Raw genomic sequence first — 21,243 nt, 5'->3', positions numbered from 1 at the left:
GTTTTTCCTGCTATGCCCGTTTACACATCTCTTTGGTATTATGATTGCATTCTAGGTAATTCATTCAGAATTGTTTCCTTAACCACAAAAAGAAACCCGCACATTCATCGTGCGGGCTTCTTTGCAAAAGTACGATTTTATAAAGAGACTTGTGTCTCTTTCCTGCGGCTAATAGGCATGACGAGAAACAGAAACGAACTGACGGCCAGTAATTCAGCGATCCCGATGACGGTGCCCATAGGAGCTGCCGTCGTTCCGTCTCCAAGCCCGACAAGAGGGCTTGCGGCGGCGCCTAAGAGCAAAGGCAGCAAGCCTAGCAATGCGGATGCACTGCCTGAAGTATGGGCTTCCTGCTTCTGCATCGCCAGGGATGTTGTCGTTGCGCTAACCATCCCTACGGCAGATACGATCAGGAACAGCATCGGCGCAATGAGAAACAGTCCGCCGCCAAGCCATGTAATGGCAAGCAGCGATGTGCCGCCAAAGGCTGCAATAACAAGTCCCGTCGTCAGAAGTTTGGTTTCTCCTGTGCGGGAAGCCAACCTCCCGGTAATTTGGGAGAATAATACGATACCAACCCCGTTAACGGCAAAGAATAGGCTGTACGTTTGAGGAGACACCCCGAAGATATCCTGCAGCACGAAGGGCGATCCCGAGATATACGCGAACATCGCGGCCGATACGAACGCTTGGGAGAGCGCATATCCGATAAACACGCGATCCCGAACCAGCGTACCGAAGGTTTGAAAGGTTTGCCTGATCCCGCCGCTGGCTCTATTCTCCTTGTTCAACGTTTCCGGAAGACCAAACCATACGGCAAGCAGCATCAGCAATCCAATCAAAAACAGGACGACGAATACGCCGCGCCAAGATACAAAATTCAGAATAAAGGCACCGAATACAGGAGCGATAATTGGAGCCAATCCGTTGATCAGCATCAGTAAAGTGAAAAATTTGGTCAGCTCCGAACCGGTGTATAAATCCCGCACAACCGCCCTGGATATGACGATGCCGGCTGCTCCGCTGGCTCCCTGCACGAAGCGGAGCGCAACCAGAACCCAAATCGTCGGTGCAAATGCGCACAGTAAGGAGGTGACCGAATAAATAATCAGGGATATGATCAGCGGTGCTTTTCTCCCCCGTATATCGCTGAGCGGCCCGGCTACGAGCTGTCCAAGCGCCAGGCCGAGCAAAAATGCCGTCAAGCTTAATTGGGCTAACGATGCCGGTGACCCTAAACTTTCCGAAAGTTTAGGCAGTGCAGGCAAATACATGTCAACGGAGAGCGGTCCAAATGCCGATAGGGATCCGAGAATCAAGGCAAACCGCAGCCTCTTTCCGCGAGTCAGGACCATGGCTGAACCGGTTTCTTTGGTGGAAATCGACATACTGACAGATACTTCCTTTCTCTTGCAACACATTGATGCATGGGTGATATGCTGCTGGCAATCCATCTTGATTGCTAAGCAACTATTCTATCATAGGTTATTTTTTTGGATATGACCAACCATTTTTACTAGGACAGGGGCATGCGCAAAGTAAACGTTGTGCCAATGCCCAGTTCGCTATGTACCGTAATTCTCCCGCCATGATCTTCTACAATTTTCTGACAAAGGGACAACCCGAGCCCCGTCCCTTCTTCCTTGGTCGTATAGAACGGATCGAAAATTTTGGCAAGATTTTCATCAGCGATCCCTTTGCCGGTATCCTCGATCTGAACAACGGCCATCCCCTCTTCTGCTTTAAGCGAGATTCGAACGGAACCGGTGTTTTCCATCGCCTGGAAGGAATTACGAATCAGATTGATCAGTACCTGGATGATCTTGTCCCGGTCCATCACGATTTGGATCGGCTCATCGCTTAAGTCGAGCAGAAACACATGTCCGTGCGAGGCCGCTTCGGATTCACATAAGGAGTAAACGCGCGTCATGCAATCCGATAGGGACTCAACCCTCATATTGCTGGCATGCGGCTTTGAAAAATGTAAAAATTCAGCCGTCAGCTCCCCTACCCGCGTGATTTCCCCCATGATAACCTCATACCAGGGCTGTATATTATAACTTTGATTTTTGGAAAGCTGTATAAAGCCTTTAATCGAAGTCAGCGGATTGCGTATCTCGTGGGCCATTCCGGCAGCGAGCTCCCCCACCATCTTCATTTTTTCCGTACGGATCATCTCCTCCTGGCTTCTCATCCAGGAATTGCGGCGCATTTGAAAAATCCGGTCCTCCGCCGTGCTGATGATCTCCTGATACGTTAATGCTTCGTGCGGGTAGCAAGTAATGCTATACGTCACCTGTACGCCGATATGCTCAAAATTGAACATGGTGCTGTCGATGTTGACATGCTCGGGTAGCAGTACGGCAAAGCGGTCTCCCGCATAGCGCGAGGCGGCCAGCATGTCGTTCAGGAACAATCTCCGCAGAGCACGCGAGAATCTGATCAGTATCTCATTTGCGGTGGAAATGTCCTTTGCATTTAACGATTTAAAGTTGTTGATATCGAGCAGCACCAGCTGAAACGGCTTGTTCACCTCAATGAGCTGCTGGACTTTATGCAAATACCCGTCATAATTCAGAAGACCGGTTAATGCATCATGGTACGTTAAGTAATCGTTCTGCTTATATAATTTCTTCTTCTCCGATTCCAGAAAGTTAACAAAGTGGAATGAAATCACAATCACAAAGGAAGCCAAACAATCAAACACGGAGACCAGAACATTGTATTTCGTTAACGGCACGTAAGTCAGACGGATTAAGGAATACTGAAGAATGATCAGGAAGCACAGCGGCATCGTTTCCTTAAATCGTTCTTTGTTATGAATGGTATTAATGATCAGTATGTAATACAGGAGGATACACCAGTTTAATTGACTTACATAGTGAAACGCCCCAAGAAACAGAAAATGAACATAACGAAGCCATTCGTACTTTCGATCAAAAACAACGGATACGTACAACAAAGTTGCCGTGAGCAGCATCAAAGGAATGGACGTGTGATAACCGAGATAGACCGACGATACCATGATAAAAATCGATATCAAGGGAACAAATAGGAGCTTAAGGACTAAAAACGACAAAGCGAATCACTCCTAAATCGCTATTACTGGCGCATATTGTAGAAATCAACGAGGCAAGTTCCACCAAATATGGTACACCATATACATGCATCTGAACAGCAGGAAAACATCACTTTCAACAAAGCCGCCCTTTATTTTTTCCTGAAAATGGCGTTATTCCTGCCGTCAATTGCTATTTTCAGCTAAATGCCCCCATAACGTATCGATAGAATCTGATCGGTTACCGGATGATACGAAACCGTGACATACACGCCGAATTCAACGTTCCCTTTCTTAAGCCACAGTTTGAACTTCTCCTCCGCCAAAACATTGGATATCTTGGTTCTGCCCATATACAGGTAATCCACGACGTCCATATTATATTTCCGCTTGGTTTCGGTCACGGCTAAGGTTCCCCACTTGGCATAGGCAGGCTCTCTTCTGTTCACGGCATGAATCAAAGACTGCGCAATTTCGGTCAGTTCACGCTGTCCGATCTCTGTGGAAGCTCGATTTGCTGTAGTTATGAGATATTGCCAATCCGCCTTTTCAAATACCAACAGCTGCAGCGTATTGAGCGGACCTTTGTAAAATTTAGCGGTTGTCTGCTCCGTCAATTCTAATGCTTGAAACGATAGGTGTTCCAGCTGCTGTCTATTCTCAACGGGATATAACTCGATCCTGTAGTCGTTCTCGGGTTTAAATTCGTTTCGATAATGGATCTCCAAATGCTCGTCAAGTCCGGCATGCATGCCATAACAACGACCATATTGATGCGTAAAAGCTACGGCAGGCACTTGCGGAGGGAGCTGGATTTCTCTGCCGAAACGCTTCTCGCAAGCCCTTATCGCCTCCTCTGCCAGCCCGGCACCGCTTTCAAAAATGGCCTGCTGAAACGAAAACTCCGAAGATTCCATAGTCGCCTGATCATAAACGGGTGTGACCCCGAGCGACAAAGTGCTAGCGAATAAAAGGGTGCCCAGCATGTTATTCCTCCTCCTAGAGATTGGCGAACTTGCCTGATCCTAAGATTCCCGCGGACGCTCTTCTTATTCCTGACTTGGGATTCGTTGGATAATTCCTTTGAAAAATACACACACTGTGACGGACTATGCATGATTCCGAGGTGAGTACGCGTGGGGATGAAACAGAGATTAAAATCTATTTTTTTGGTCACTCATGAGCATTCTGAATCCGGCACATCTCTATATAATCAACAGGATCCCAACCCCCAGGAAGAGGTTTCGCTGACGCTGAAACATGTCGCGGATCAGTTTGACGATTCGGCCGACTTTGTCCATCAGATCTATCTTCATGGGCGCCTTCATGTTATGTATTTCAGCCATTTGGTCAATGAGGATCGGCTGGAGCGGGATCTGCTTCCTCCCATTTTGAATTCCGAAAACCCACTCGATTTGTTGAAGGAGCAATCACAATATGAGCTTGTAACGGATTCGAAAACCTATGTGGAAGGTATTCTTAGCGGTATGGCCGCGTTTTATTATGAAGATCAAGCTTTCATGATCGATGTTATTTTCCCGACATCCCGGACGGTGGCTGAATCCGAAACGGAATCCGTCATTATCGGACCGCACGAAGCGTTTACCGAACAAGCCTATACGAATCTGTCTTTGATCCGCAAGAGAGTGCAAAGTTCTCATCTCAAGGTCATCAAACTTTCCGTCGGCGAAGTTACGAAATCGGATATCTATGTTCTGTATATCCAGGACATCGCGAATGAGAAATACGTCAAAGAAGTAATAAAGCGGGTCGAAGCTATAGAGATTGATGCCATTCACGATACAAACATGCTGATCCAGTGCATTGACGATGATCCGTACTCGATTTTTGCGCAATTTTTGACCTCAGAGCGGCCGGATACCATTGCCTCCAAGCTGGTTTCGGGACGAGTCGTTGGAATTATGGACGGAAGTCCCACTGCTTTTAGCGCGCCCGCCAACTTTTTTGAATTTTTCTCGTCTTCCGACGATTATTACCAGAGGTGGAGCATTGGTACGGCGACCTTGTTCCTAAGGTTTGCAGCCCTTTTGATAACGGTGACGTTGACGGCCCTATATGTCTCGGTTACCTCGTTTCACTATGAAATGATTCCCGAGAATCTGATCCTTACGCTGACGGAGTCCAGAAGCAAAGTGCCGTTTCCTCCCATTTTCGAAGCGCTGCTCATGGAGACGACGATCGAGCTGCTACGGGAGGCCGGGGCCAGGCTGCCTACCAAGATTGGGCAGACTATCGGTATCGTAGGCGGCATCGTCATCGGCCAGGCGGCAGTGCAAGCCGGATTAACCAGTAATATTCTGATCATCTCCGTCGCCTCTTCGGCCATCGCTTCCTTTGTCATCCCGAACTATGTTATGAGCGCATCTTTTCGATTGTTCCGTTTCGGGCTTATCGTAATGGCCGGTTTGTGGGGGAATATGGGACTAGCGCTTGGCTTGGCCTATATGGTCATTCACTTAAGCGGCTTGACGAGTGTCGGCTCCTCCTATCTAACACCCATCGCACCATTCGAGCCGTATGACTGGAAAGACGTATTTCTAAGACTTCCCTTTTCCACGTTGGCCAAGCGGCCTACCCAAGTCAAAGCCAAAAACAAGGTCAAATTAAAAATGAAAAGGTGAGGCAACTTGAAGGAAAAACTATCCCAATTTCACACTGCGATCCTCATCTACATGATTCAAACGGGGGTCTACGTATTCAGCATTACGCAGGTGGAGGCCCAATATTTTGGCACAAACGGATGGCTCATTACGATCCCGGCATCCATCCTGGTCTGTCTGAACATTTATCAGATGTACTGGGTGTTCCGGCTGGGCGAAGGACAGTCGATATTCGACATATTGGAGAAAAGCATCCCCAAATTCATACTAGCCCCCTTCTATCTGGCGATCAGTACGGTATGGGCTTTGATCGGCTGCCTCGTCGCCAAGCAGTACGTGCTGATCTTTCAGATGTTTGCGTTCCCGACAACGAACCCGATGGTATTTAAGATAGCGATAGATGTCCTTGCTTTCATGCTGCTGACCAAGGGATTGTACAATATCTCCAAAGCTTCCACGGTCTTTTTTTGGTGTACCATTTGGATGAGTTTGCTGCTGCTGTATTATGCAGGGGAGTTTCGAATCGAAAGGTTAACGCCCTATATATTTAAAGACAGTTCTAACATGTTGGAAGGATTCTTTCAAATCTATTTGGCATACTTGGGTTATGAGTTATGCATACTCTTGTTTCCCTATACCGATAAGAAAACCAAGTTGTTCAGGGCTGTCATCTACGGGAATTTGATACGCACGGTATCCTATACCATCTTGGGTTTTGTTTCGTTCGGCGTCGTTGGCACCGATATGTTGAAGATCATGCTGTTCCCGTTACTGGATTTGCTGGCGTATATCAAACTTCCGTTTATCGAGCGAATCGAGAATCTATTCTACGGTTTCTTCCTGTTTACGACCCTCATTACGCTGGTGCTTTATTTCTGGGCAGCGGGCGAAAGCACCCAAAGAGTCTTTCCGAAGATCAAGATCAATGTCCACTATTTCTTTATCATTCTTGCAGCACTGCTGATATCCTACATACCCTCCGTATTGAATCGAATCCGGGAGTGGCTTCTGATTCTGGGTTACATCCAAATCGGGTTTGCTTACATCATGCCGTTGATACTAATTATGCTACTGCTGTGGCAGCGCAGAAAAAGGCAGCGTGATGCGCAATGTTAAAAAAATATGCATGCTTGTTCCTACTCTTATGCATCCTTCCTCTAGCAGGCTGCGGCGATCAACGCATCCTGGAAGATCTGGGGTTCATCCAGACGACCAGTTATGACTTGCTGCCGGATGGCAATTTATCGATATCGGTCTCCATTCCGCAAGCGGACCCGGAAACTACCTCTAAGCGGGAAGTGCTGACGGCAACGGCCAAGAGCAGCAAAGAAGCGAAGATGATTATGTCCAGACAAACCGGCATGCTGCTGGTAAGCGGGCAATTGCGGAACGTCCTGTTCGGACTTTCGATGGCGGAACAGGGGCTGCACGGACATCTGGATACCTTGTACAGGGATCCTTCCATATCATCTCAAGTAAAAATAAGCGTGGTTGAAGGAAATGCCGGCGAACTGTTAATAGACGATTACAAGCAGCATCCGCGAACAGGGCGGTATATCGACATGCTGCTTGAAAAGGAGGCGCTCGGTCAGACCATTCCCAAGGTAACGCTGTTCAACTTTGCCAGGGATTATTTCGATCAGGGCGTAGATCCGGTTGCTCCAATAATTAAGAAGCATGACAAGAACTACATTACGACGAACGGAATTGCTTTATTTAAAGATGATCGCTATGTTGCTAAGATCGAGCCGCAGGATGCATTGATTTTCTCCTTTCTGAAGGGTAAGTTCAGAGAAGGTCAACTTAACATTGATCTATCGGAGGATCCTAAAGACAAGAAAGAAGTCGTCATGTTCAGTTCATTGATCAGCTCACGAAAAGTCAAGGTCGTGCACGGAGACCAGGGCATTGACAAAGTGATGTTTTACGTCAAGGTTTCCGGGTCCGTACTGGAATACATCGGCGATGCCAGGTTAAGCAATGACCGCGAACGGCATGAGCTGGAGCAGCGAATCAGCCAATATATCACGAAAAAAGGAAATGCCATGATCTCGATCATGAAACAGCATCAGATAGACAGCCTCGGAATCGGCAGGTACGTCCGTAACCGGATTGGCTATGAGCAATGGAAAAAGATGGACTGGCGGCAAGAATTGCAAAAGCTGCAGGTCGAATGCGTGATTGACGTTCATATCAAAGATTACGGGAAATTTAGATAAAACTTGGAAAGACCCCAATCGGGGTCTTTTTGTTGCCTAAAGTAATCGATTCCTTATGAGGTTTCGTTAAAACTCGTGAGATATATGTTATGTATTATAACATTAATATTGACTATTTCTTTGTCTAATGCTACATTTATCCAAAATAAACACCTTTGCGCAGCAGGTCAATCGATGTCATACCTTATTTATGTTATGAATATTAACACATCTGAATGCAAAAGGAGTGGCTAAGATGCATTTAACTTACCAGGAGAGGGACAAATTAATGCTTTTTCTGGCAATGGAATTAGCGCAAAAACGACTAGCCCGCGGGTTGAAATTAAACTACCCGGAGGCGGCCGCACTCATTTCAGGTTTTGTTGTCGAAGGTGCTCGTGATGGTAAGTCCGTAGCCGAATTAATGGAGGAAGCCCGCCATGTGCTGTCGGCGGATCAAGTGATGGACGGCGTCGCCCATCTCCTCAGGGAAGTTCAAGTCGAAGCTACCTTTGTGGATGGCACCAAGCTGGTCAGCGTTCATGACCCGATTCAAGGCGCTCCGGCCCCTTCAGGCATTGTTGCAGGTGAATACGACCTGCGAGACGAGCCGATTCAGCTGGTGCCGGACCGGCCCCGCATTACGCGTGAGGTTACAAATAGCGGCGACCGTCCGATTCAAGTAGGATCGCACTTCCATTTTTACGAATGCAATCCCGCCTTGTTATTCGACCGGAACGGAACGCAAGGATACAGGCTCGATATCGCCTCCGGCTTGTCGGCAAGATTCGAGCCCGGGGAAATCACGAAGGTGACGCTTGTTCAAATTGGCGGGAGCCAGGAAATTCATGGTTTTGCAGGTCTGACGAACGGAAAAACCAATGGGATGGTGAGCTTATGACAACAATCGATCGCGCGACCTATGCCAGCATGTATGGACCTACGACAGGGGATCGGGTAAGGCTTGCCGACACCTCCCTCTGGCTTGAGATAGAGAAGGATTATACCGTTTATGGGGATGAATGCGTCTTCGGCGGCGGTAAAGTGATACGTGACGGCATGGGACAACATCCGCTCGCGACCCGCGCGGAAGGGGCACTGGATCTGGTCATTACGAATGCCATCATTGTGGATACCTGGGGAATCGTGAAAGCGGACATCGGGATTAAGGACGGGTACATCAGCGGCATCGGAAAAGCAGGTAATCCGCTTATGATGGATGGTGTCACCGACGGCATGATCATCGGCGTCGGCACGGAAGTCATCTCCGGAGAGAACTTGATCGTAACGGCCGGCGGCGTGGATTCGCATGTGCATTTCATCAGTCCGCAGCAAGTCGAAATCGCGCTCCAGAGCGGAATCACTACATTCGTTGGCGGAGGCACCGGTCCCGCAACGGGCACATTGGCAACCAATTGTACGTCGGGGGTATGGAACTTGCAGCGAATGCTGCAAGCGACCGATGCACTGCCGATCAATATGGTTTTTCTGGGACGAGGAAACAGCAGTCGTCCGGAAGCGCTGGCCGAACAAGTCCATGCCGGGGCGGCTGGACTCAAAATCCACGAAGACTGGGGCAGCACGCCCTACGTCATCGACAAGTGCCTGAGCGTTGCCGAAGAACTGGATGTGCAGGTCAACATCCATACCGACACGTTGAACGAAGCCGGTTATGTTGAAGACAGCCTGCGCTCCTTTAACGACCGGGCGATTCATACCTACCATACCGAAGGTGCGGGAGGCGGTCATGCACCGGATCTGCTGCGGGTTGCCTCCATGCCGAATGTCCTCCCCTCCTCGACCAGTCCAACCATGCCATATACAGTGAATACGGTTGACGAGCATCTGGATATGCTGATGATCTGCCATCATCTGGATCCGCGTATTCCCGAGGATGTTGCCTTCGCCGCGTCACGGATTCGTGCGGAAACGATCGGGGCGGAAGATATTTTGCATGACATCGGGGCGATCAGCATGACCAGTTCCGATTCGCAGGCAATGGGACGGGTTGGTGAGGTCGCTATCCGTACATGGCAAACGGCCGACAAAATGAAACAGCAGCGCGGTCCGCTCGGGCCGGATTCCAAATCGGACAATTTCCGCATCAAGCGATATATCGCCAAATATACCATTAACCCGGCCATGACGCATGGGATATCCGATTATGTCGGTTCCGTCGAGGTAGGAAAAATGGCCGATCTTGTACTTTGGAAACCCGCCTTCTTCGGAGCTAAACCGGAGATCGTGCTGAAGAGCGGCATGATTGTCCATGCCGTCATGGGAGATCCCAACGCTTCCATCGCTACACCGCAGCCGTATATGTATCGGCCGATGTTCGGCAGCTATGGCGGCGCTCAGGCAGCGCTAAGCGCCACCTTCGTTTCCCAAGCCTCCCTGCAATTAGGGACGCTGGATCCATTAGGATTGCGTAAGCAGCTCCTGCCTGTAAGGAACTGCCGAACCGTGAGAAAGGCGGATCTTGTCCACAATGGGGAGACGCCGGAAATCATGGTCGATCCGGCGAACTACGCCGTAACCGTTAACGGCGAGAAGCTGACAAGCGCCCCATCGTCTCATCTGCCGTTATCCCAACGCTATTTCCTTGTATAATGGCCAAAGATCCATGCAAGCGTAATTAAGTATACCTGCGATAATCCACATATAAACGAACAACCATGAGCAGCTCGGCTTGCCGCTCATGGTTGTTCGTTTTATTCATAGCTTCTCAGCAGCGCATGCGAGCATGCCGTCTGAAGATCCCTCCAGCAGCGATTGATTTCGGAATCTTCCATGGCAGCAGATAAACCGAACAGCGGAAACAGCTGTTGGCCGCAGAATAACGCTGCTTGGGCTGTTTCGATGCTTTGGGCCGTTACATGTGCCTCCGTGGCATCCGATAAGGCACCGTTAGCCATCAACTCTGCCCATGACGCTTCTACCCACTTATAAAAATCAGCGATCGATAGATGCAATGCCGCTTTATTCTCGTTCAGCTTGCCGATCACATGGGAGGAACTCCCCCGCTTGACCGCAAGCGATTCCGCCGTTTCAAGGAAATGCTCCGCGATCCCAATTGCAACACCGGCAAAGGATACTTGAGCAAACGGAAGGAATGGATAGCGATATATCGGCTCGTCCCCATACCCTTTCGTTTCCGTAAGCGAGAATGTCATCTCATCCGGAACGAATGCCTCTACAGCGGATATGGTGTGGCTCCCTGTTGCCCGAAGGCCAAAGGCATTCCAATCCTGCTGGATTTCGATCTGGTCAGGATTCATGATAAAGGACCGGATCTCGGGTTCGCCCTGATCTTCAGTCGGCTCGCCAGGGGCATCTTGTAGCGTGGAATCCTTTTCAACAACTGCGTTGGCCGTAAAGGTCGTGGCATAAGTAGACCCGCTGCAATACTTCCAGCTGCCAGTCACGATATAACCGCCGTCCACCTGTCTGGCGGTACCTGTCGGCATGCCGCTGCCCGCAATCACCGCTTCACGGCGCGCAAACACCCGGCGGCTGATATCCGAGCTCATCAGCGCGGCAAAGAATCCTCCGCCTGCTCCTATCGTAACCAGCCATCCCAGGTTGCCGTCGATGCGGGCACTTTCTTGGAAGATGCGCGTTGCATCCGGCAGAGGGGTCATCCTTCCTTCCAGCTCGTCGGGAACAAACAGGTGAAACAAACGATGATCATATATGGTTTTCAGCACGTCGGGAGTTACTTGTCTATGCTTGTCCATCCCAAGCGCTTGTTCTCTTATGGTTTGAATCTCTTGCTCCGTAAATACCATGTCTCCACCGCTTTCCGTGATCATTTCTCTTTCAGAATGATCGTCTGCTCTTTATGAAATCATAATCTATGAATTTATTAATCTATTCTTTAGGAGCCGTTTCCTCGATCTGGATTAACGCCTTTTCCAGGGAGCGCATCAAAGACACTCGTTGTAACCTATGATCCTCATAAGTGCTCAACAGTTGATCGATTTCAGTTTGCATGCTGCCCTTTACGGCATCCGAGCCGGACAATTCAGATAATCCTAGGCTTTCTGCATCTAACTGCCGCAATTCCTCCATGAAGCCTGTCTCCGCAAGATTCATTTCCATCATCTCACTTAACAGCGACTTCAGCTTCGCAGCCTTAGCCAGGCGTTGTTCATGACTCCACTGCTCCTTTGGACTCGATGCATCCACAAGCGAGACGCTGTAGTGCCGCATGGCATCCAGCTCGCCTGTGTAAGCTAAAGCACCTGTCTGAATCAGATGACGTATGCGGTACTCGATGAAAAAGTCGGAAACGGTTAATTCCCCCTGTCCGATGACCTCGCCAATGACCCGAGCGGATATCTTGAAGAATCCATGCCTGGCTTCAAGGCGGTATACGGTTTTCAGAATTTCTTCATCGTAGTAAGACTCTGGAACGGTGCACAGCATATCACCTTGAAGCACCCGAAGGAACCCGCCTTCGCTCAAAAGGCGCTCCCAGTCTGCTCGATAACCAGCCTGCTCTTGCAGCGACAATGGGGCCGGCTCGGCTGCGTCCAGAACATGCTGAAGCTGATTCGCGTTCATTTCAAATGTTCCTTTGAACCATTGATTTGGATTTTGCTGATGAAGCACGCTTGTCGCATTCACCAATCTTACCTCAGAATGATCCGGCATTAAGGTCAATAATCTTCGCAGGCCCAGCTGTTCCGCCGCGGAATCGCCGGCCCAGATCAGGCATGGCATTTCTTTCATCTGCTGAGGCCAAGTCAGCCACGCGAACGCTGCCTGCAGCATCGTTAATTTCCTGTCTTCCGCATGCGCGGTGCTATAACGTTCCTCAAACCACTGCTTTCGGGCGGAGAACGAACGGGCGAAAGCATGATCGTTCGGAAGCGGTCCGGCCAAGAAATTATCGCCTAATGTCACTACGATTTCACCGGGTTTCGACAGCAGCATGATCCTGAGCGATCCTGCCGTCGACTCATCAAAGGCAATATGGATTCGCGATACGTTCCCGCGATGAATCGGCGATTCCCGCAGGTAGGCTTCATTCCCCATCGCCCATTCTTTATCGAACGCCTCAAGGAAGAGCTCCAGACTTTGATGCTTACCATCTGCAAGCAGCTTGGCCGATTCGGTATTCATCCGGTCCTTCAGCTTCAAGAGCTTTTCAGAGAAATGGTTAATGGCCGTGCTCTTTCCCTTTCGATATTCCTTCAGGGTCATATGCTCGCGGAGTGGAACAGACGGATCGTACATACTTTGTCCTTTCCATCCGGAATATGCGAAAGTACGAGCGATTCCGATAACCCCCATCGCATCAAGCCGATCCGCGTCTTGGACAATTTGGCCTTCCAACGTTTGCATAGCACTCCTTGTTCCGCCTGAGAATGACATCGTACCGATAATCCCCAGCACATGCTCCTGATCAGATGCTTCAACGCCGGCTTGTTTCAACCAATGGCGAACCCGCTCGTAACCTGCTTCTTTTGAAACGTTTAATTTCTCGTCGGCTACGTCATGGAGGACTGCCGATAACTCACATATGTATACGTTGGCGCTTTCAAGATGAGCCAGTATCCGGGCGATGCGGGTGACTCGTTGAACGTGCCACCAGTCGTGGCCGCTTGCATCCCCTTCGTGTACGGCGCGAGCAAAGTCTCGGGCTTGCCGAATAATATGACTCTGAGTCGATTTCATTTGATCCTACCTCTCCTGTCCCGGGTTCCGGTCTATAAGCTCTATTATTCCCGATTTACCTATACGCCGCAACATGGAGTAAGTTATCGGCATTTGTATCCCCCATGCGAATGGGGGCATATGATAAACAGAACTGTGCTAATGATCCATTACATCCGTTTAGAATCACCTTCGATTAGGATACGGAAAGGAACATGACGGCCATGCTGGTGTTTATTCTACCTGGATTAAATCCTCATTTAAGCGAGAACACCGTATCCACGGTTTTGCGTGTTTTTTCAAATGCCTGTCCTATCGTGATTCAAAACGAACAGGAGTCTGCAGCAACAATGAACGAAGCGCTGTCCGATAACCTGAATTCGCCATGGTTCATGACGCTCTATGCCGGAGATATTGTACAGCCTAAGGCGGAGAAAGAAATCGAACGATGGCTGCAAACTTACGCTGACAGCTCCGCTGGCTTTATACTGACTTCCGTAACCAAAACAGACCCGCCAGCTGTATTTCCCAAAAGACCTGTTCCAACCTTTACTACTCCCCGCGGCCCCCTGTTATGGCGTACGAACATCGTCATGAATGGACAGAAACCGGGTTTTACCAGTAATGATCAGCTGACGTTTCAGAAATATGTGTTGATCGATAAACAGATCCAGCTATCCAGCCACTATGAATGGACGGAAGTAGATTCTGACGGGATCTTATACCATCATCGCGCTGCCCCTCCCTGGATGAAGGAAGCAGAGGAATGGAACGCAATCTCTCCGCTTCTTCATGCTCCATCCCGCGTTCAGACTATCAATGAAAAACAAATCCCTCCTATAGTTACCATTGCGCTGTGCACATTTAACGATGGTGAATACTTGCCGTGGGCTATTCGCTCCGTATTGTCACAGACGATCTCAGATTGGGAGCTGATCATAGTTGATGATCATTCAAGTGATGATACTCCAAGCATCCTGGCGGGATTACCGATAGATAAGCGTATAAATAAAGTGAGACTACATCAAAATCTGGGTAAGGCTCATGCCCTGAACTTAGCTCTACACATGGCAAGGGGGGCCTGGTTTCTTGAGCTGGATGCCGATGATTGGCTGTCACCAGATATTCTGGAAGTTCTTCTACATGAAGCAAACAGGGAACCGAATGTTGGTGTATTGTATGCGAATCATTTTGAATGGGTCGAGCGTTTGAATAAACAGCTCCTTTACCAGGGGGTCCGAACTGGACCTTCCCGTTTGTCCGCGGAGCGACTCCTCGTAGAAGCTATGGCAGTAGCCCCAAGAATGTTCAATATCTCTGTAATCAAGCAGCTAGGAGGATGGAACACCTCAGTCCCGTTCGAGGGGCGTCTATACGAAGATATCGAGATGTTATCCAAGGTTTCAAACTTCCATCCGGTTTACATTCCTCAACCGCTGTATCATAGAAGAATTAGGAGCTCAAGCATGACGCATCGGCATCTTAATCACTATGAGAAATGGAAGAACTCGATGAGCGATATTTTGAAATAGTTATTGCAAAGTTCCCCATCTCAAGTGAAGACTAAGGAAGTATGCGAACTAATGAAATATTATCATTGATGATGGTGACCTGCCTTGATGCTGGCAAATAGTTTGAGCTTACAACCTGAACTGTGATCAACCCGCTTGCTGCCGATAATAACTGTCCTTGAAGGAACTGATTGGCCTGGATAACCTCCACTGTCCTGCCAAGGAAAGTTGCCAGTATTTCCGAAAAATCCATCCACTCTTCCCTCCCTGTCCATCATTATTCAATAGATAAAACACTGCTCAACGGTATTATGGCAATACTTCCGTTAGGCTCCGAGATTTGAATATAATTGTCTCCAATAGACACCAATGAACCGAAAATCGAACCAGCCGGAGTTTCGATGGTTATTCGAGTATTCAGACGCGATCTTAAATAAGCAATGACATTATTCCAATCCGAATAGCCATAATCCTCCACTTGATTCTGAAGAGCGTTTACCCGTATGGTAAGTCGTCTGAGCTGTAATTTGATTTGAGATATGCTATGAATCAATCTTCGACGCAACCGGTTTAGCTTGCTCAGAACCGTTATCGGCTTTTTAGCACGCTTATGTTTTCTCTTGCCAACAATGAATTTGCAATCTTTTTGATGGCTTCGGTTCCAATATCTCCTCACACTAGCTGCCTCCCTCCATATAGTCACTGGTACAATATGTATAAATCCATCCAATGGAAACCTGAATAGCCAAAGATAAGAAAAGGGCCTACAACTATAGATCCGTATAAATTGTTGCAAGATATTTCAATGCGGGAATCATACATACCCATTTTGATAAAACCAATGCCGGATGGTGTTCTACCCATACAGATACATGGGGTGATACATACTTTGTTAAAGAGACAATCACACACGAGAGAGGAGGCTACTCTTGAATAAAATCACAAACAACCGGCGCAGATCTTCCACGAATCGCACGAGTCCCCGTCAGATTAAGCTTCGTAAATCAAACTATAAATTGTACAAAAAGAAACGGTCAGTTCAGCCGGTACCTCCGATTTTCCTATCACATACAACTCATCAACAATCCGTCACCCCTTTTGAATACGAGGCTGCCCCTGTCCATGCTGGGCCCCGGGTAACGGAGATTTTTGCACCCGGGATAGCGCCGTTATACGACATTATTCGTTTTCCCGTCATTGATTGGCAATTCAGATGGCAGCGGCCGCAGCAATTATCCGAACAGTTCGCTCAACAGGGACATCGTGTCTTCTATGTAACCACGGAGATCATCGGTTTGCGCAAGGAAGAGGCTTCCAAAGAAGAGGTAGGACGTTTTGTCTCGATTAAGAACATCGATCGAAACGTATGGCTCGTTACTTTGTGCGCGCATAAACCTCTAAATCTATATAAAGATGAGATGAGCAGCTGGGATATCCAGTACCTAAAATGGTCTATAGAGCATGTACGAGACAAATTCGGGATATCCCAAATGGTATCGATTGTCGATTTACCGTTCTGGACTCCTCTTGTCACGGCCATGGAGCAACATCATATCGTGTATGATTGCATGGATCATCATGCGGGTTTCTCGACCAATGATCCTGCCATGCTCCATCAGGAGGAACGCCTGCTTCGGGTGGCCGGGCTTGTCGTAACGTCCTCACAGCATTTGTACGATTGGGCTATTGAACATAATCCATCCACGGTCCTTATCCGCAATGCCGCTGATATCTCTCATTTTTTAAAACCGCCTGAACAATCGTTGACGGAGCTGAAGTCCTTAAAGCAGCCGATTATCGGTTATTACGGGGCGATATCCGACTGGTTCGATATACGCCTGATCGAAACAGTGGCCAGAAACAGACCCGAATGGACATTCGTTCTGATTGGACACACCTTTGGTTGTGATACCACTGACGTCGAGAAGCTGGACAACGTCGTACTTTTGGGGGAGAAGCCCTATCATGAGCTGCCAATCTATTTACATCGATTCCAAGTTGCATTAATTCCTTTCATGAAGAATATGCTCACCAAGGCTACAAATCCTGTCAAACTGTACGAATATCTTGCGGCTGGAAAACCAGTCGTATCTACCGACCTGCCAGAGGTTGAAGCCGTTGCTTCCGATATGGTCTCCATTGCAGATACGCCGGATAAATTCGAACGGGCAATTCATGAAGCACTTCAGGAATCCGGTACCGAGCAGATCAAACGAAGGCAAGAATTCGCCCGTCATAATAACTGGGTTCAAAGATACCAGGTTCTAAACGACTACATTACACAGCATCTGTTTCCTAAGGTTAGCGTCATTATTGTCGTTCACAATAAATGGTCTTACACCGAGCAATGTCTCCGCAGTTTGCTGCAAAAGGGACATTATCCAAACCTGGAAGTTGTAATCGTCGATAATGCCTCGACGGATCAAACTTCTTTTCACCTTAAAGCTCTTAACAACCCGCTGGTTAAAGTTATTTCGTCTCCGGAAAATCTTGGTTTTTCCGCAGGGAACACACTCGGATGCCTGGAATCAACAGGTGAGTATATGATTTTGCTTAACAACGATACGTTAGTACCTGATGGCAGCTGGATTACCCGATTGCTCCGGCCATTTCACGAAGACCCGCAAATCGGAATGACGGGCCCGATGTCCAATTATGTGGGTAATGATCAAGCGTTGGATCATTTCATCGGCGACGCGGTATACGGTGCCGATGTTCGTTGGTTGCATGATTTCTATGAGCTGTACCATGAGAAAATCAGATATACCGATTTGCTTGGATTCTTCTGTGTTGCCATGAAGCGTAGTGTATGGGATAAGGTTGGTTCCCTTGATCCGGCCTATGGAATTGGCATGTTCGAGGATGATGATTACTGTGAACGGGTGCGCAATGCAGGTTACCGTCTGGCTATCGTCGAAGATGCTTTTGTATATCATTACGGCAGTGCCACCATTAAAGAACTGAGGCCCCAAGCATACGATTCGTTGTGGGAAAAGAACAAGGCATACTACGAGCAGAAATGGAACAAAACCTGGAGATTGCCGAAAGGTCCTCACAGCCTGTTTCATTTGGCGGATCATCCACAGGAAATCGCCAATCGGATTCATGTGACAGGGAAGAAGTTCGCTTTGGTTCTGGGTGATAAAGTATGGGATGCCCACTCCAAACGCTGGCAGAAAATCGTCATGGGATTGACGGAGGATGAGAACTTGTATGTCATCGTATATGCGCATGAATACCACGGCAAACCGATAATCGGAACTCGCAAGGTGGGTCCAAGACTGTATTTCACAAACCGGATCGATTTATTCTCTCAAGTCACATTTGATCATGTAGTATACTGCGGTTCAACCGATGTTTACCCCTACCTGCGTTCCGACCATTTTGTAGCGGATTCGCTTTGTTATCATGATCATCGGCTTAAAGCTCTTCAATCCAACTTGCCCGATATCAAGGTGTTTGGGGATGCTCTTGTGACTCATACCGTAAGTAATGTCATGTCTCTTACAAGGGATATATCGACCGTATAGTATAAAACGGAACTCCCTAAAGAACTGGAGAATAAAAGCCCATCCATGCTTCTGAAGTTCGTTCAGAAGCATGGTCAGGGCGTTTAATTTGAATGAGGCTCTTTTTCCATTTTCTTTAAGTAACGCCGAATGACTTCTGGATGACGACCTTGAAAGGGAGTTGTGGTTATCTCGTATTCCGAATGCTTAAAACTCCAATCTGGCACGCCTTCGTTTTCAAGTAAATTAACGTCTTTTCTCCGGTTGTCATTAAATTTGATCTTACGTCCCAAAGCATAATGATAATGGTATATATTCACATCGCTTCGCCCTCTTGGAATACTCCATATGCTCTGCCCTTCTGCCGCCTCAAGCGTGCAATGATGCTTCTCATCACGATAACGAATCCCTTTATTCGCCCTCCACATTCTCGTTATATCATTGGACCATCGCTCATCCCCTGGGCTATTCACTCGAATGGTCCACGGATCTCCCCAAAAATTGACGAATGGGAACTGGTAAATATCCACGTCAGCGTTGGCCATAAGCTCCGGCAGCGCTTCTTGAAAACGATCATCCATCAATTCATCGATATCCAGATTCATAATCCAGTCTCCCTGAGCTTGATCGATCAGGAAATTACGTACTTGGGATTCATTCCAATCATCGGTGTAAGGCATTCCATTCTGCTGCAAACGAAACAACCGGATTGGATAACGATCCTGCAGGCGCTCAATATGCTTCAAAGTGCCATCCGTGCTTCCTCCATCGACCATAATGATTTCATGAGCAAAACGGCTCACGCTTTCGATATATAAAGGGACGAACGTTTCTTCATTTAAAACCGGTACAATGACCGACAGCTTCATGGAATATCCTCTCCTTCCTGTTCTGGCCCTTACGCTTAACCTCTGCCGATCAGTTTGCGCATAGACTGAACATCCCCCCTTGCCTCCTTGTATTGTTTGTACAAGGCATAGTTGGTTTCATAATGGGGATTGCCTTCAGGTCCAACAAACGGGTGCCAGAAGTGCACCATTTCACCGTCCAATCGAACGTGGGTACCGATAAGGGTGTCCATTGCGTATGCGAAGGCCTCATCCTCCCCGCCCCAGCCGATAAACCGTTCATCATATCCCCCCACCGCATCAAACGCATTTCGTTTTAATGCATTCAACCCTCCCAGATAATAAGCGCTGTTCTCATCTCTATTTCCCAGTATCGTTGGGATCGGCCAATCCGCTGTTTGAGACAGGATCATTTGCGAGATGTCCTCCGGCAGCCGTAATATACGACTGAACGGGATAACCCATTGACGATCATTCACGTAAGATATCGTTTCCAGCACGAGGTTGGGATCATATACGATATCACAGTCGGCAATCATGAATATATCTCTGGTTGCTTGGCGGGCTGCGCGGTTAATGGCTTTCGACCTGCTGAATGGATTACCGGAGACCTCACCGATGCATACTTCTATGCCCGGCATCGTCCGCGAGTAGAAATCCAGCGCCCACCTGAGCGCAGCATCCCTCGGCCCGCCTTGATCCGACTGGTAGGGAATCAGAACGGAAACTTGGTCAAACATCTTTTTCTTCCTCCTCACCTGCAGAGCTTAACTAAATTTGAAACAAAACGCGGAGCCATCGGCTCATCGCATGGTCGATCCTCCAACCTGACTCTATATGACTCCTGCACCTTAACCCGATTTCTCGAAGTTCATCCGTCCGACTTCTCCAATGGTTAATCTTGTGTATAAAATCTTCGGGAGAGTCACTATCCAATATCAGTCCATGGGCAGCCGGGTGAGCCGCATCTTTTGCATTACCGACATTCGTGGAAAGAACGGGAACCCCGCAAGCATACGCTTCCAGCACAGTAGCCCCGCTTCCTTCATTGGCTCCCGTGTTCAACAACAAGTTCAACTTATGATAAAAACCCGGCATGCTTTCGTAAGTGTGAGCACCGGAAGTTTCGATAAAAGCGATTCCTTCGTCACTCTTGAAATGCTCTTTAATTCGCATATACAAAGTATTGTAGTTTTTAGAGGTTTTCGAGGGATCTCCGGCCCATCCGATCACGAATGGAGCATTGTCTATTCGAGCCATAGGCAATGGCTGAAACAATTTGTCATCCACGAAATGACCGATATACTCCACAGATGTGTTCGGCGCTACAGCCTGCAAGATGGAGGCCAGTCTCCGATTTATAGCGCCCAGCTTTCCGATTCTAGGAAGGACCAGCCTGAGAAAGTCAGGATCGGGAACGAGTTCATCCTTCCATTCCCTATAGGTTTCGTAGTGTTTACTGAAGTAATAATAGGAGACGGCTGCCGCTGAATCGATGCGGATATTCTTGAAAACGCAATAAGCCGCAATGCCAAGACACATGGCGGATATGTGATCATATTGGTGATTCAACTCTCCACTGCTTTTGTGTTCAAGATAGAGATCCAATTCGCTCATAGACATGAGGTCCAACGATGGATGATATTGCTGAATAACCTTGGCATTCTTACCCAGGATCCACCAGGGCACGTCATAGATCAGCAAGTGCCTTCCCATAATGTCGACCTCCTTATCCGCTCGTAATAGAGTATATTCGAATCCTCCCCGACAAGTTTGCAAGACCATGCAAAATGATGAATACGTCCATCATTAACAATAAAAAGCTGCCCATGGCGTA

Annotated in this window: 16 protein-coding genes; 7 read left to right on the top strand and 9 right to left on the bottom strand. The window is 48.2% G+C overall.

Annotated features, from left to right (window positions below):
- Nucleotides 1–137: 137 nt before the first annotated feature.
- The 3 genes from P0X86_RS15470 to P0X86_RS15460 form a co-directional block, all read right to left on the bottom strand.
- Nucleotides 138–1,388 (bottom strand): multidrug effflux MFS transporter, encoded by a 1,251-nt coding sequence (locus P0X86_RS15470; protein ID WP_277748903.1) that lies wholly within the window; start codon nucleotides 1,386–1,388, stop codon nucleotides 138–140.
- A 128-nt stretch (nucleotides 1,389–1,516) separates the two neighbouring features.
- Nucleotides 1,517–3,079: an ATP-binding protein gene (locus P0X86_RS15465; protein ID WP_145036283.1), complete on the bottom strand. Its 1,563-nt coding sequence runs from the start codon at nucleotides 3,077–3,079 to the stop codon at nucleotides 1,517–1,519.
- Nucleotides 3,080–3,261: 182 nt separating this feature from the next.
- Nucleotides 3,262–4,044: a DUF3889 domain-containing protein gene (locus tag P0X86_RS15460; protein WP_277748902.1), complete on the bottom strand. Its 783-nt coding sequence runs from the start codon at nucleotides 4,042–4,044 to the stop codon at nucleotides 3,262–3,264.
- A 156-nt stretch (nucleotides 4,045–4,200) separates the two neighbouring features.
- Here P0X86_RS15460 and P0X86_RS15455 point away from each other — a divergent pair, with 156 nt between their 5' ends.
- The 5 genes from P0X86_RS15455 (at nucleotide 4,201) to ureC (ending at nucleotide 10,487) form a co-directional block, all read left to right on the top strand.
- Nucleotides 4,201–5,700 (top strand): spore germination protein, encoded by a 1,500-nt coding sequence (locus P0X86_RS15455; protein ID WP_277748901.1) that lies wholly within the window; start codon nucleotides 4,201–4,203, stop codon nucleotides 5,698–5,700.
- A gap of 6 nt (nucleotides 5,701–5,706) precedes the next feature.
- Nucleotides 5,707–6,795 carry a GerAB/ArcD/ProY family transporter gene (locus P0X86_RS15450; protein ID WP_277748900.1) on the top strand — a complete coding sequence of 363 codons (1,089 nt, stop codon included), beginning with the start codon at nucleotides 5,707–5,709 and terminating at the stop codon, nucleotides 6,793–6,795.
- Nucleotides 6,789–7,898, top strand: a complete 1,110-nt coding sequence (locus P0X86_RS15445) for a Ger(x)C family spore germination protein (RefSeq protein WP_192571965.1) — start codon at nucleotides 6,789–6,791, stop codon at nucleotides 7,896–7,898. The genes P0X86_RS15450 and P0X86_RS15445 overlap by 7 nt, the downstream gene beginning before the upstream one ends.
- 235 nt (nucleotides 7,899–8,133) lie before the next feature.
- Nucleotides 8,134–8,778, top strand: coding sequence for an urease subunit gamma (gene ureA / locus P0X86_RS15440; protein WP_277748899.1), 645 nt, complete (start codon nucleotides 8,134–8,136; stop codon nucleotides 8,776–8,778).
- Nucleotides 8,775–10,487, top strand: a complete 1,713-nt coding sequence (ureC, locus tag P0X86_RS15435) for an urease subunit alpha (RefSeq protein ID WP_277748898.1) — start codon at nucleotides 8,775–8,777, stop codon at nucleotides 10,485–10,487. The genes ureA and ureC overlap by 4 nt, the downstream gene beginning before the upstream one ends.
- A 101-nt stretch (nucleotides 10,488–10,588) precedes the next feature.
- Here ureC and P0X86_RS15430 read toward each other — a convergent pair whose 3' ends face one another.
- On the bottom strand, nucleotides 10,589–11,665 hold the full coding sequence (locus P0X86_RS15430) for an acyl-CoA dehydrogenase family protein (protein WP_481858286.1): 1,077 nt from the start codon (nucleotides 11,663–11,665) through the stop codon (nucleotides 10,589–10,591).
- Between the two features lie 82 nt (nucleotides 11,666–11,747).
- Nucleotides 11,748–13,559 carry a DUF3658 domain-containing protein gene (locus P0X86_RS15425; RefSeq protein ID WP_277748896.1) on the bottom strand — a complete coding sequence of 604 codons (1,812 nt, stop codon included), beginning with the start codon at nucleotides 13,557–13,559 and terminating at the stop codon, nucleotides 11,748–11,750.
- 194 nt (nucleotides 13,560–13,753) lie between these two features.
- On the opposite strand from P0X86_RS15425, the gene P0X86_RS15420 reads away from it, so the two are divergent.
- On the top strand, nucleotides 13,754–15,070 hold the full coding sequence (locus P0X86_RS15420) for a glycosyltransferase family 2 protein (RefSeq protein WP_277748895.1): 1,317 nt from the start codon (nucleotides 13,754–13,756) through the stop codon (nucleotides 15,068–15,070).
- 31 nt (nucleotides 15,071–15,101) lie between these two features.
- On the opposite strand, the gene P0X86_RS15415 is transcribed toward P0X86_RS15420, so the two are convergent.
- Nucleotides 15,102–15,302, bottom strand: coding sequence for a hypothetical protein (locus P0X86_RS15415; RefSeq protein ID WP_277748894.1), 201 nt, complete (start codon nucleotides 15,300–15,302; stop codon nucleotides 15,102–15,104).
- Nucleotides 15,303–15,978: 676 nt separating this feature from the next.
- Here P0X86_RS15415 and P0X86_RS15410 point away from each other — a divergent pair.
- Nucleotides 15,979–18,579, top strand: a complete 2,601-nt coding sequence (locus P0X86_RS15410; RefSeq protein ID WP_277748893.1) for a glycosyltransferase — start codon at nucleotides 15,979–15,981, stop codon at nucleotides 18,577–18,579.
- Nucleotides 18,580–18,662: 83 nt separating this feature from the next.
- Here the strand turns inward: P0X86_RS15410 and P0X86_RS15405 are convergent, their stop codons facing one another.
- From P0X86_RS15405 to P0X86_RS15395, 3 genes are read right to left on the bottom strand one after another with little or no spacing between them, the layout of a single operon-like run.
- Nucleotides 18,663–19,427 (bottom strand): glycosyltransferase, encoded by a 765-nt coding sequence (locus P0X86_RS15405; RefSeq protein ID WP_213578556.1) that lies wholly within the window; start codon nucleotides 19,425–19,427, stop codon nucleotides 18,663–18,665.
- A gap of 35 nt (nucleotides 19,428–19,462) precedes the next feature.
- Nucleotides 19,463–20,146 (bottom strand): glycosyltransferase family 2 protein, encoded by a 684-nt coding sequence (locus P0X86_RS15400; protein ID WP_277748892.1) that lies wholly within the window; start codon nucleotides 20,144–20,146, stop codon nucleotides 19,463–19,465.
- Between the two features lie 31 nt (nucleotides 20,147–20,177).
- Nucleotides 20,178–21,122, bottom strand: a complete 945-nt coding sequence (locus P0X86_RS15395) for a glycosyltransferase (protein ID WP_096773641.1) — start codon at nucleotides 21,120–21,122, stop codon at nucleotides 20,178–20,180.
- Nucleotides 21,123–21,243: the final 121 nt, after the last annotated feature.

Origin of the sequence: Paenibacillus sp. BR1-192, from assembly GCF_029542445.1 — a bacterium.
In the GTDB taxonomy this organism is placed as follows: Bacteria; Bacillota; Bacilli; order Paenibacillales; family Paenibacillaceae; genus Paenibacillus_AQ; species Paenibacillus_AQ lautus_A.
Note: the sequence above shows the minus strand (reverse complement) of the source record. Positions and strands in the feature narration are given on the sequence as shown.

What these genes read in the sequence shown, in the direction of transcription:
- P0X86_RS15455 (WP_277748901.1), top strand. Translation starts at nt 4,201, where the DNA reads ATGAAACAGAGATTAAAATCTATTTTTTTGGTCACTCATGAGCATTCT.
- P0X86_RS15395 (WP_096773641.1), bottom strand. Translation starts at nt 21,122, where the DNA reads ATGGGAAGGCACTTGCTGATCTATGACGTGCCCTGGTGGATCCTGGGT.
- ureA (WP_277748899.1), top strand. Translation starts at nt 8,134, where the DNA reads ATGCATTTAACTTACCAGGAGAGGGACAAATTAATGCTTTTTCTGGCA.
- P0X86_RS15425 (WP_277748896.1), bottom strand. Translation starts at nt 13,559, where the DNA reads ATGAAATCGACTCAGAGTCATATTATTCGGCAAGCCCGAGACTTTGCT.
- ureC (WP_277748898.1), top strand. Translation starts at nt 8,775, where the DNA reads ATGACAACAATCGATCGCGCGACCTATGCCAGCATGTATGGACCTACG.
- P0X86_RS15470 (WP_277748903.1), bottom strand. Translation starts at nt 1,388, where the DNA reads ATGTCGATTTCCACCAAAGAAACCGGTTCAGCCATGGTCCTGACTCGC.
- P0X86_RS15460 (WP_277748902.1), bottom strand. Translation starts at nt 4,044, where the DNA reads ATGCTGGGCACCCTTTTATTCGCTAGCACTTTGTCGCTCGGGGTCACA.
- P0X86_RS15430 (WP_481858286.1), bottom strand. Translation starts at nt 11,665, where the DNA reads ATGGTATTTACGGAGCAAGAGATTCAAACCATAAGAGAACAAGCGCTT.
- P0X86_RS15400 (WP_277748892.1), bottom strand. Translation starts at nt 20,146, where the DNA reads ATGTTTGACCAAGTTTCCGTTCTGATTCCCTACCAGTCGGATCAAGGC.
- P0X86_RS15445 (WP_192571965.1), top strand. Translation starts at nt 6,789, where the DNA reads ATGTTAAAAAAATATGCATGCTTGTTCCTACTCTTATGCATCCTTCCT.
- P0X86_RS15420 (WP_277748895.1), top strand. Translation starts at nt 13,754, where the DNA reads ATGACGGCCATGCTGGTGTTTATTCTACCTGGATTAAATCCTCATTTA.
- P0X86_RS15415 (WP_277748894.1), bottom strand. Translation starts at nt 15,302, where the DNA reads ATGGATTTTTCGGAAATACTGGCAACTTTCCTTGGCAGGACAGTGGAG.
- P0X86_RS15405 (WP_213578556.1), bottom strand. Translation starts at nt 19,427, where the DNA reads ATGAAGCTGTCGGTCATTGTACCGGTTTTAAATGAAGAAACGTTCGTC.